At 36.7% G+C, this 12,258-nt stretch carries 11 protein-coding genes; all 11 read left to right on the top strand.

Going from position 1 to position 12,258, the window contains the following annotated elements:
- Positions 1-2: 2 nt before the first annotated feature.
- The 11 genes from H8787_RS07150 (at position 3) to rfbB (ending at position 12,243) form a co-directional block, all read left to right on the top strand.
- Positions 3-809 (top strand): ABC transporter permease, encoded by an 807-nt coding sequence (locus tag H8787_RS07150; RefSeq protein WP_187327764.1) that lies wholly within the window; start codon positions 3-5, stop codon positions 807-809.
- On the top strand, positions 809-2,011 hold the full coding sequence (locus H8787_RS07145) for an ABC transporter ATP-binding protein (RefSeq protein WP_003068659.1): 1,203 nt from the start codon (positions 809-811) through the stop codon (positions 2,009-2,011). Before H8787_RS07150 ends, H8787_RS07145 begins: the two co-directional genes overlap by 1 nt.
- Before the next feature lie 14 nt (positions 2,012-2,025).
- Positions 2,026-3,693, top strand: coding sequence for a rhamnan synthesis F family protein (locus H8787_RS07140; protein WP_187327763.1), 1,668 nt, complete (start codon positions 2,026-2,028; stop codon positions 3,691-3,693).
- On the top strand, positions 3,693-6,158 hold the full coding sequence (locus tag H8787_RS07135) for an LTA synthase family protein (RefSeq protein WP_187327762.1): 2,466 nt from the start codon (positions 3,693-3,695) through the stop codon (positions 6,156-6,158). Before H8787_RS07140 ends, H8787_RS07135 begins: the two co-directional genes overlap by 1 nt.
- 343 nt (positions 6,159-6,501) lie before the next feature.
- Positions 6,502-7,191: a tRNA (adenine(22)-N(1))-methyltransferase gene (locus H8787_RS07130; protein ID WP_048801014.1), complete on the top strand. Its 690-nt coding sequence runs from the start codon at positions 6,502-6,504 to the stop codon at positions 7,189-7,191.
- Positions 7,178-7,975 (top strand): Nif3-like dinuclear metal center hexameric protein, encoded by a 798-nt coding sequence (locus tag H8787_RS07125; RefSeq protein WP_187327761.1) that lies wholly within the window; start codon positions 7,178-7,180, stop codon positions 7,973-7,975. The genes H8787_RS07130 and H8787_RS07125 overlap by 14 nt, the downstream gene beginning before the upstream one ends.
- Positions 7,976-7,987: 12 nt before the next feature.
- A complete protein-coding gene (locus H8787_RS07120; protein ID WP_187327760.1) occupies positions 7,988-9,085 on the top strand; it encodes an NAD(P)/FAD-dependent oxidoreductase in 1,098 nt (365 codons plus the stop codon).
- The gene (locus H8787_RS07115; protein WP_037596811.1) at positions 9,086-9,556 is read left to right on the top strand and encodes an 8-oxo-dGTP diphosphatase; all 471 of its coding nucleotides are present in this window, start codon (positions 9,086-9,088) and stop codon (positions 9,554-9,556) included.
- Positions 9,557-9,698: 142 nt separating this feature from the next.
- The gene (rfbA, locus tag H8787_RS07110; protein WP_006268635.1) at positions 9,699-10,568 is read left to right on the top strand and encodes a glucose-1-phosphate thymidylyltransferase RfbA; all 870 of its coding nucleotides are present in this window, start codon (positions 9,699-9,701) and stop codon (positions 10,566-10,568) included.
- Positions 10,569-10,571: 3 nt separating this feature from the next.
- The gene (locus H8787_RS07105) at positions 10,572-11,165 is read left to right on the top strand and encodes a dTDP-4-dehydrorhamnose 3,5-epimerase family protein (RefSeq protein WP_020997880.1); all 594 of its coding nucleotides are present in this window, start codon (positions 10,572-10,574) and stop codon (positions 11,163-11,165) included.
- Positions 11,166-11,196: 31 nt separating this feature from the next.
- Positions 11,197-12,243: a dTDP-glucose 4,6-dehydratase gene (gene rfbB / locus H8787_RS07100; RefSeq protein ID WP_049481087.1), complete on the top strand. Its 1,047-nt coding sequence runs from the start codon at positions 11,197-11,199 to the stop codon at positions 12,241-12,243.
- Positions 12,244-12,258 lie beyond the last annotated feature (15 nt).

Raw genomic sequence — 12,258 nt, 5'->3', positions numbered from 1 at the left:
TAATGGACTTATTTAGTCGAAAAAATATGATTCTCTTACGCGAGATGATTAAAACAGATTTTAAATTACGGTATCAAGGAAGTTTGATTGGGCATTTATGGTCCATTTTGAAACCTTTTATGCTATTTACAATTATGTATTTAGTATTTGTTCGATTTTTGAAATTTGACGATGGAACTCCCCATTATGCAGTAGGATTGTTGCTAGGAATGGTAACTTGGAGTTTCTTTACAGAAGCTACCAATATGGGAATGCTATCGATTGTTTCACGTGGAGATTTGATGAGAAAATTAAATTTCTCCAAATCAATTATCGTTTTTTCAGCCATTGCCGGTGCAGCCATCAACTATGCAATAAATATTTTAGTAGTCTTTGTATTTGCTTTGATTAATGGAGTTTCTATAAATGCAGGTTGGTTGATTATTATTCCTTTGTTTGTGGAATTGATTTTAATGGCTACAGGAGTTTCTTTGGCGTTATCTACTCTATTTGTTAAATATAGGGATATTGGTCCGATCTGGGAAGTTGTATTGCAGGCTGGTATGTACGCAACGCCTATTATTTACTCTTTAACATTTATTCTTCAGCGTGGACAAGTAACTATCGCTAAATTGATGATGCTCAATCCTTTGGCACAGATTATTCAGGATTTGCGACATTTTGTGGTTTATTCTGGAAGTATGAGAGGTTGGGATTTGATTAACACCCCTTGGATTGCAGCGTTTCCTTATGTGCTGCCAGTTTTAATTTTTGTCTTTGGTCTATATATTTTTAATAAAAATGCTAAGAGGTTTGCGGAGATTTTATAATGTCGAATAATATTGCAGTAAAAATTGATCATGTTAGTAAATTTTTTCGTTTGCCAACAGAAGCAACTCAAAGTTTAAGGACTAGTTTGGTCAATCGTTTTAAAGGAATCAAGGGTTATAAAGAGCAACATGTGTTAAAAGATATTTCCTTTGAAGTTGAAAAAGGTGATTTCTTTGGGATTGTTGGTCGAAATGGTTCTGGTAAGTCGACGCTTTTGAAAATTATTTCAGAGATTTATGTTCCTGAGAAGGGAACGGTGACTATTGATGGAAAGCTAGTTTCCTTTATTGAGCTAGGAGTTGGTTTCAATCCTGAGCTAACAGGTAGAGAAAATGTCTATATGAATGGTGCCATGCTTGGATTTTCTACCGAAGAGATAGACACTATGTATGATGATATTGTTGAATTTGCAGAACTTGAAGAATTCATGAATCAGAAACTGAAGAATTATTCTAGCGGAATGCAAGTCCGTTTAGCTTTTTCGGTTGCTATTAAAGCTCAGGGAGATATTCTCATTCTTGATGAAGTGTTAGCAGTGGGTGATGAAGCTTTTCAACGCAAGTGCAATGATTATTTTATGGAACGCAAAAAATCCGGAAAAACCACTATCCTAGTAACCCATGACATGAATGCAGTGAAAAAATATTGCAATAAAGCAGTTTTGATTGAAGACGGGCTAATCAAAGTGGTCGGTGCACCGGATGATGTTGCAAACCAGTATAGTCTTGATAATGCCAGCCAGAAAAAAGCCTTAAATGACGACTTTACTGCAGAGCATGAAGCTATCTCTGATTTAAAGGTTGAACTCTTGACTCCTGCACAAATAACTCCGAATCAAGAAATCAAATTTGAAATTTCGTATCAGGTAAAACAAGATATTCCGACTTATATCGCTTTTTCTTTGACTGATATTGACCGCAGTATTTGGATTTACAATGATAATTCTTTTGATGATATGACAAATGGAGAAGGCGAGAAGAGATTTGTATATACTTGTTCACTTGCTGAAGTAAATGATATCAAGCTTAAATTACAAGTATCAGTCCGAAACCATCATGATCAAATCCTTGCTTTTGCCAATTCAAAGAATACTCCCATTATCCTTATCAATCGTAACGATATTTCTGATGATGACATATCAGCAAAAGACTCTGCGACTGGCTTGATTCAGCGGAATGGAAGTTGGATAATTTCACAATAGAATAAGGTGATTCTATGGAGCGAATACTACTGTATACTCATTTTAACAAACTACATCAAGTGAGTGGTCATGTATTTTACCAATTAAAACAGATAAAACCGTTATTTTCTACGGTTGTCTTTATTTCAAATAGCCCTTTAGAAAAAGATGACAAGACTAAGTTGCAAAAAGAATTAAATATTGATATCGTGATTGAGCGAGACAATACCGGATTTGATTTTGCAGCTTGGCGTGATGGGATGCAGTTCATTGGCTTTGATAAAATACAAGGCTATGATTCTCTTACCATTATGAATGATACTTGTTTTGGTCCCCTATGGGATTTGCAAAAAATATATGAAGATATGGAAGCAAATCAGATAGTTGATTTCTGGGGAATGACGAATTTCCGAAAGACAAAATATTTTAAAGAGCACTTACAAAGTTATTTTGTATCGTTTAAACAGTCTATGCTTGGAACAGAGGTTTTTCAAAGGTTTTGGTCACAAATAAAAGAATTTACAGATGTTCAGAGTGTTATAGATCAATACGAGACACAGTTTACGATGTATTTTCAAAAAGAAGGCTTTTATTATCAGACATTCTATGATACTCGCCGAGAAGAAGCAGGAGGGCTGGTGCATCCTGACTTTTCTTATTATAAACCACAAACTATTCTTGAAAAGAAAGTTCCCTTTTTAAAAGTAAAAGCTATTGATGGCAATCCATTTTTAGTTGCCTATCTTTTAGAGAAGATAAAAGCAACTTCTTCTTATCCTGTTTCGTTGATCATTGAGCATATGCGTGAATATTTTTTTCCAGATGCTCCTTATCTTTTAAAAGGGAAGCTTCTTAGAGAGCCTAAGGAAGCAATTTCTATTCCTAAAGATGTTGTACTACATATTCATGTGACAAATTTGGCAATTTTTGAGCAATTTATCCCTAAATTTGTGAATCTATTTCCTCAATTTGAGTATTTACTAACAACACCTGATCAAAAGATAGCTAAGCAACTCAGTTGTGATGTAAATGGGATTTCTGGCAAAAGTCAAATAGTATTAACGCAAGAGCAGCACCCTTTATTAGCCATGTTTGCTCAAGCTGAACAATTAAAAGCATACCAATATATTGGCCATCTCTCTACTCATACTTTGGTTACTGAAACGGTTGATTTGGATGAGTGGATGCGAAGCGAATTATTGGATATGATGATTGAAAATTCCAGCAATAGTCTCCATGCTTTGAAACATTGTTCTGATTTGGGTCTTATCCTACCTGACCTTCCAAGCATAGTCCGAAATGGTTTATTTTATCAGGAGCCTCTTAAAGAAGAGATGGGGAAAATCTGGAAAACATTATCTTGTCGCAAATCATTTACATTTACTGATACAGCAACTCTGACGAGAGTCTACGGTGGCTTTATGTGGTTTAAGTATGAAGCCTTAGAGCCTTTCTTTAAAATGCGTTTGGAGAACTTGAGTTGTTATTCGCTTCAGGAGAAATCAACTATTTTAGAAAATTTACTGGTGTATGTTGTTTGGGACAAAAATTATGATTTTCAAATCATGCCTTTATCACAGTCATATCCATCATTATTAGATTTGCAATATTTAAATAATCAATTAGTGAAACAGCAAGAAACTTTAAAAGATAAAAAAAGTATTGTAAAACGACTTGCTAGATTCATTGGTAAGGAAGTATAATGAAATTTTTACGAAAAAATTTTGAGCAAATTAGTTTTATTCTGATTAGCTTTTTGATGCTTGATGTGACTATTGTGAATATTAGTATGGCATTAAGCAGTCATACTAATATAATGACTTATCCTTTTTTAGGAGTAGAAATTTTACTATCTAGTCTTTTATTATTTGGTATTAGTTTTCTTATTTCTAATTTGTTATATAAGAAACTGATAAGTTGGGCTATTATTATTTATTTTTTATACACTAGTTTTTCTTATTTACTGCAAGTGACTAGAAATGTTAATGATCCGTCATTTAAAGTTGAAAAAATATTTCAAAATCATTTTTTACAGCTATATTTTTTACCAGTTTTATTTGTGATTACCGTCATGGTTATTCTGTATAAATTGGTTTTTAAATTAGAGAGATGGACTGACTTTGAAGGATTACACATTGATGAAAGCAATTCAAACAGGATAGAAGATTTGCTTTTAGCTCAATTCTTGTTATCCCTTGTCTTTTCTGATAATAAATTTTTGAATGTTATTACAAAGACAGGATTTTTAAGTAAATTTTATGAAGAGAAACTCCAGATAAATGAATTATTTGTTTTTTCGCTCACTAGTCTAATATTCTTGATATTTGCGATTGGCTCTGTGCTTAGTTTTTTAGCAGTAAAAGGAATGAGAGATCTCTACAAAAATAAAAACAGTTTTTCCGTTACTGTTCTATTTAGCGCCGTTTTTGCCATGATATTTAACTATACAATACAAAATAGTATTAGAGGGGATATATCGGTTTTAGACCTTCGCTTATTTGCAGGAGCTAGTCTGTTTCAAATTATTATCTTTTTTATAACTTTCGTTTGGCTATATGTGATTTTTAATAGATTTCTTCTACCGACTATGCTCATTTTAACAGTAGGAGTAGGGAGTTCCATTGCTAGTTCTTTAAAATTTCAATACCGCCAGGAACCGATTTTACCAAGTGACCTCGTTTGGCTACGAAATCCAAAAATATTACTTGATTTTCTTAATGGTAATTATATTATTTACGTTATCCTGGTTTTGTTGCTTCTCGGATTTCTTTATTGGATTTTTAGAAAAAAGATTCTACCAAATAAAATGATTCTAAGCACAAAATATCGTATGATTTTGCTTGTCTTGCCAATTATTTTTTACTTAGGGCTGTTTCAGGTGTTTTCTTCTAAAAAGGATGGGAAAATTACTGAAAATATCCCAGTAGTCTCTATCTTAAACAATTATCATGATTTAACATGGTTTGGAAATACTGTCAATTCGCAAATCCGTTCTTTAGCATTTGTGTGGTTTGCTCAGTTGTCAGATACTACTATGACACGTCCTAAACAATATTCCAAAAAAACAATTAAAAATTTAGAGGAAAAATATAAGCATATTGCTGTAAATTATAATCAATCCAGAATCGAGAAAATTGAAAACCAGACAGTAATCTATCTCCTGAGCGAAAGTTTTTCTGATCCTGCTCGTGTTGAAGGGGTTACGATGTCAGAAAATCCAATTCCAAATATTCAAGAGATTAGAAACCGAACAACAAGCGGTTTAATGAAATCAGATGGTTATGGTGGCGGTACTGCTAATATGGAATTTCAAACACTAACAGGGCTTCCCTTCTACAACCTCTCTCCGTCAATTTCCGTCATTTACACAGAAGTAGTGCCTGGAATGAACAAATTTCCATCAATCAGTGATTTTTATAATCGAAAGAATCGTACAGTTATCCACTTAGCTTCGCCAAGTAACTATTCCAGAAATATTATCTATAATGATTTAGGATTTAATGAATTTATCCATTATGGAACCAAAGGGTTGAAGGGAGAGAACATTGGCGGCAATTATAGTGATAAAACAACATATGACCAAGTCTTAAAGAATTTGAAGGAAAACCAAAGTCAGTTCTTTTCTGTCATGACAATGCAAAATCATATGCCTTGGACAGAGCCCAATCCTGTGACTATATCTGCTAATTATGCTGGTTTTTCTGATGCCGACAATCAAACTTTGTCCAACTATGTTAGGATGTTGCATCACACAGACATTGCTACAAAAGACTTTCTGGCTCAACTTTCAAAAATAAACAAAAAGATTACAGTTGTTTTTTACGGAGATCATTTACCAGGGCTTTATCCACAGTCAGCTTTCAAAAATAACCCAGATAGTCAATATTTAACAGATTATTTTGTCTGGAGTAATTACGAGACTCCTAAGTTAAATTATCCTGTTGTAAATTCGAGTGATTTCACAGCTCTGCTTTTAGAACAGACGAATTCAAAAGTGTCCCCTTATTATGCTTTATTAACAGAAGTTTTGCATAAGGCTAGTGTTGATAAAAAAGATTTAGATGTAGAAGGGCAGCAAATTGCAAAAGACCTAAAACTAATTCAGTATGATATGGTGGCTGGTAAAGGCTATTTGTCAAAGAATTTTTTCAAAGTACATAGTGAATAAAAGTTGTAATATGTGGTTTTGGAATTACATCATTAGTTGGAAAAAGCCAACCATTATCAATCTCCATCTAAAATGGACGAAAATTATACTAGTTAATAAGACTTGACTCCTATGCACATAGAGGTCAAGTCTTTAATTTTTTATGGTCTGTCATAGTTATATGAATTCAGACAATCTCTAATTTGAATAGGTGTTTTCTCTGTACTGCAAGGTGGACATAATCACAAAGTTTCTTCCGTTTAGCTTGACAAGTGGATGATTGATTTCTTTGGGATAAGCTCTTTTTTTAGTTCTTTAAAAATGATATACTAAAATAAAACAATTATGTTAGAAATGAGTTGTTATGCAAGTAAAGAATATCTCAAAGCGATTGGGGAAAGTGGCTAGTTTTGTTCCACAGGGTGCTAAAATTTTGGATGTAGGGAGTGATCATGCTTATTTGCCTATTTATTTAATGCAGCAAAGACGAATTGTGTCGGCTATTGCCGGCGAAGTTGTTGATGGGCCTTATCAATCTGCGGTTGCCAATGTGTCGGACAATGAATTGTCCGATAAAATTTCTGTCCGCTTGGCAAATGGTCTGGCAGCTTTTGATGAAAAAGATCAGATTGACGTTATTATCATTGCAGGGATGGGAGGACGATTGATAGCAGATATTTTAGCTAATGGCAGTGCGAAATTGGCATCTGTTAAGCGTCTGATTCTTCAGCCTAACAATCGGGCAGATGAACTTCGCAGGTGGTTGTGTGGTCATGATTTTCAAATTATTGAGGAGACTCTTGTGGAAGAAAATGGGAAATTCTACGAAATCATAATAGCTGAGCAGGGGAAGCAAGTGTTGAATGCTGATCAAGAACGTTTTGGACCATATCTGATGAGAAAGCAGTCGGCTATTTTTCAAGATAGATGGCAGCGGGAAGCAGATAAGCTAGAAAAAGCTCTGGCTAAAATCCCGATGAAAAATCTGGCAGAACGCTCTGCTATATCCCAAAAAATCAACCAAATCAAGGAGGTGCTCCATGCTGGCGAGTGATTTTATTAATCGTTATGAAGCTTACTGCCCTCAGGACTTATCCGAGGAGGGAGATGTTCGAGGATTGCAAATTGGAACTCTGAATAAGGAAGTTAAGCGGGTGCTGGTGGCATTGGATATCCGCGAGCAGACAGTTGCAGAGGCGATTGAAAAGGGAGTGGATTTGATTTTGGTTAAGCATGCTCCAATTTTTCGTCCTATTAAAGATTTGGTGGCGGAGCGATCTCAGAATCAGATTTACATCAATCTGATTAAGCATGATATTGCAGTTTATGTCAGCCATACCAATATTGATATTGTAGATGATGGTCTTAATGACTGGTTCTGTGATCTACTGGAAATCACCGATACGGATTATCTTAGCGAAACGGCTCCCGGGCACGGTATTGGTCGTATTGGTAAAATCGCACCTCAGACTTTCGGAGAATTTGCAATCAAGGTTAAGGAAGTTTTTGATTTGGATAGCCTGCGTTTGGTGACTTATTCGGTTGTGGATCTGGAGAGAATGATTGAGAAAGTAGCGATCTGCGGTGGCAGTGGTCAATCCTTGTACAAAGAGGCATTTGTTAAGGGAGCACAAGTTTATATTACGGGCGATATTTACTACCATACAGCACAAGATATGCTAAGTGATGGTCTTTTAGCTTTGGATCCGGGCCATCATATAGAAGTGCTCTTTGTGGAAAAATTAGTTAAAAAGTTTCAAGACTGGAAAGTAGAAGAGGGCTGGGAAGTTGAATTTTTAGCCAGTCAGGTTTCTACAAATCCGTTTAAACATATCTAAGTAGGAAATTGTATGAAAAAAGTAGCGATTATCGGAGCAGGGATTGTCGGATCGACTGCTGCTTATTATCTATCGAAAAATTCTATCTTTCAGGTGACCATTTTTGATCATGGAATAGGTCAGGCAACCAAGGCAGCAGCTGGTATTATCAGCCCATGGTTTTCCAAACGGCGTAATAAAGCATGGTATCGTATGGCACGACTGGGAGCAGATTTTTATCTGGATTTGATAGCTGATTTACAGAAGGACGGTTTTGCAACGAAGTTTTATCAGCAAACTGGCGTCTTTTTGTTGAAGAAAAAAGAGAAAAGTCTGGAGACGCTCTATGAGTTAGCAAACCAACGGCGGCATGAGTCGCAACTAATTGGTAACTTGCAGTTATTTTCACGAGCGGAAGCAACGGAGTACTTTCCGGGGCTTCAGGGTTTTGATCGGCTGCTCTATGCTTCTGGAGGAGCACGCGTGGAAGGTTCTTTATTGACTCAGATTCTGCTTGCGGCTAGTGGTGCAAACCTAATCCAAAAGAAAGTAAATTTGGATATTCGAAATGATACTTGCTGGGTTAATCGTTCTTGTTTTGATCAAGTTATATTAGCAACAGGAGCGTGGTTGCCTGAGCTGTTGAAACCACTAGGTTATCAAGTGGATATTCGTCCACAAAAAGGTCAATTACGAGATTATCAGACTGGTCTGATGACAAATGATTATCCAGTGGTCATGCCAGAAGGAGAGCTAGATATTATTCCTTTTCAAAATGGCAAAATCAGTATGGGCGCTACTCACGAAAATGAAATGGGCTATGATTTAAGAGTGGATCAAGACTTGCTGGATAAAATGGAACAGGAAGCTTTTTACTATTTTCCTAGCTTGTCTCAAGCAAACAGAATGAGCGAACGGGTCGGAATTCGAGCCTATACCAGTGACTTTTCTCCCTTTTTTGGTCAGGTGCCAGATCTTTCGCAAGTATTTGCAGCCTGTGGTTTAGGCTCTTCTGGTTTGACGACAGGTCCTCTCATCGGTTATCATTTAGCTCAGATGGTTCAGGGAAAAAGCGGTAGCTTAAATCCAGCGGATTATCCTATTGAAAGATACATTAAGACAGAGAAATAGATGACAGAAAAAATTTTAAATTGGGTTAATATTTGTGTGAAAAAAGGGGACAAAGTTCTTTTGCTTAACCGCCAGCATGATGATTTTAAAGGCTGGATTCAACCAGGTGGGAAAGTTGAGTTTCCAGAATCTTTTTTTGAAGCAGCTGTGCGAGAGTTGAAAGAGGAAACAGGATTGATAGCTTTGAATTTACAGCTTAAAGGCATTTCAGGTTTTACCAATCCGACAAAAGCAGAGCGTTATGTCTATTATGATTTTCTATGTGAGAATTTTGAAGGAGAACTACTAACAAAATCACGAGAAGGTCAGCCAAAATGGTGGTCAATTGATGAACTGGATTCAATATCTATGCAGGATGATATCAGGGATAGGCTTTCTTTGTACTGGCGCAAAGGATCCTTTGAGTGTATTCACTATTGGGATGAAGAGCATCATTGTATCAAAGAAACCAAGACGATATTGTATGACTGAGTTAGCAATGATTTTAGGTTAAATGTAAATCCAAGAAACTCTTACAGGAGTGTGCTTTAAAATTTTAGTTTTTAAGTAAAAAGTGACATCCGCTTTCAAAAATGGTAAAATAAAGAGAATACATTAAGAGAGGAAACTCATTATGAAAGGTATTATTCTTGCAGGCGGCTCTGGTACGCGTTTATATCCTTTGACTAGAGCTGCATCTAAACAACTCATGCCGGTTTATGATAAACCCATGATTTATTATCCGCTATCAACCCTCATGCTGGCTGGTATCAAGGACATCTTGATTATCTCAACACCGACAGATCTCCCTCGCTTTGAGGACTTGTTGGGTGATGGATCGGAGTTTGGTATCAGACTTTCTTATGCTGAGCAACCAAGTCCAGATGGCTTGGCTCAAGCCTTTATTATCGGTGCTGACTTTATCGGCGATGACCATGTGGCTTTGATTTTAGGTGATAATATTTATCATGGTCCAGGCCTTAGCAAAATGTTGCAAAAAGCTGCTTCTAAAGGAAAGGGAGCTACTGTTTTTGGTTATCAAGTGAAAGATCCAGAACGTTTCGGTGTGGTTGAATTTGATGAAAATATGAATGCGATCTCTATCGAAGAAAAACCAGAACAACCCCGTTCTAACTACGCAGTTACAGGACTTTATTTCTATGACAATGACGTAGTAGAAATTGCAAAAAATATCAAACCTAGCCCACGTGGAGAGCTGGAAATCACTGATGTCAATAAGGCTTACTTAGACCGCGGTGATTTGTCTGTTGAGCTGATGGGACGAGGTTTTGCTTGGTTAGACACTGGTACACACGAGAGCTTGTTAGAAGCTGCTCAATATATTGAAACCGTCCAACGTATGCAAAATGTTCAAGTAGCAAACTTAGAAGAAATTGCCTACCGTATGGGGTATATTACCAAAGAACAAGTGCATGATTTGGCACAATCGCTTAAAAAGAACGAATACGGTCATTACTTATTGCGTTTGATTGGAGAAGAATAAGACATGTCTGAACAATTTTTTGAAAAAAAATTAGCAGCCCATAAGATTGAAGCTATTCCTGGCATGCTGGAATTTGACATTCCAGTTCATGGGGACAACCGTGGCTGGTTCAAAGAAAACTTTCAAAAAGAAAAAATGGTGCCACTTGGTTTTCCAGAAAGCTTTTTTGCAGAAGGGAAATTGCAAAACAATGTCAGTTTTTCTCGTAAAAATGTTCTCCGTGGTCTTCATGCAGAACCTTGGGATAAGTATATTTCTGTCGCAGATGGCGGTAAAGTTCTTGGTTCTTGGGTTGATTTGCGTGAAGGAGAGACATTCGGAAATACCTACCAAACGGTCATTGATGCCAGCAAGGGAATTTTCGTTCCTCGCGGTGTAGCAAATGGCTTCCAAGTATTGTCAGATACGGTTTCTTATAGTTATTTGGTCAATGATTACTGGGCATTGGAATTGAAGCCTAAGTATGCCTTTGTCAACTATGCTGACCCTACTCTTGAAATTAAATGGGAAAATCTTGACCAAGCAGAAGTCTCTGAAGCAGATAAGAATCATCCAATGCTTAAGGATGTTAAGCCTTTGACCAAAGATATGTTATAATGCCCTCAGAAAAATAGGAGAAAATCTTTTCATGACTGAATATAAAAATATTGTAGTGACAGGTGGAGCAGGATTCATCGGCTCTAACTTTGTCCATTATGTCTATAATAACTTTCCAGATGTGCATATCACGGTTCTGGATAAGCTAACTTATGCTGGTAATCGAGCTAACATTGAAGAAATTCTAGGTGATCGCGTGGAGTTAGTTGTGGGAGATATTGCAGATGCAGCAATTGTTGATCAAGTAGCTAAGAATGCGGATGCAATTGTTCATTATGCAGCCGAAAGTCATAATGACAATTCGCTAAATGATCCTCGTCCATTTATCGATACGAACTTTGTTGGAACTTATACGCTTCTTGAAGCAGCTCGTAAATACGACATTCGTTTCCACCATGTGTCGACTGACGAAGTTTACGGAGACCTTCCTCTTCGTGAAGATCTTCCAGGTCACGGTGAAGGACTGGGTGAAAAATTCACACCAGAAACGAAATACAATCCAAGTTCACCTTATTCGTCAACCAAGGCAGCTTCTGACTTGATTGTCAAAGCTTGGGTACGCTCTTTCGGTGTCAAGGCAACTATTTCTAATTGTTCAAATAACTATGGACCATATCAACACATCGAAAAATTTATTCCGCGCCAAATTACCAATATCCTCTCAGGTATTCGTCCAAAACTTTATGGCGAAGGTAAGAACGTGCGTGATTGGATTCACACGAATGATCACTCATCAGGGGTTTGGACTATTTTGACAAAAGGCCGTATTGGTGAAACCTACTTAATCGGTGCAAATGGTGAGAAGAACAACAAAGAAGTGCTAGAGCTCATTCTCAAAGAAATGGGACAACCGGCTGATGCTTACGATCGTGTAACAGACCGTGCTGGTCACGACCTTCGCTATGCGATTGATGCTAGCAAGTTGCGGGATGAACTGGGCTGGAAACCAGAATTCACTAACTTTGAAGCTGGATTGAAAGAAACAATCAAGTGGTACACAGATCACCAGAATTGGTGGAAAGCTGAAAAAGAAGCTGTCGAAGCCAACTATGCTAAGACTCAAAAAGTGTTGAAATAAACTAGTATTGAAGCT

Origin of the sequence: Streptococcus sp. NSJ-72, from assembly GCF_014334035.1 — a bacterium.
GTDB classification, from domain to species: Bacteria; Bacillota; Bacilli; order Lactobacillales; family Streptococcaceae; genus Streptococcus; species Streptococcus constellatus.
Note: the sequence above shows the minus strand (reverse complement) of the source record. Positions and strands in the feature narration are given on the sequence as shown.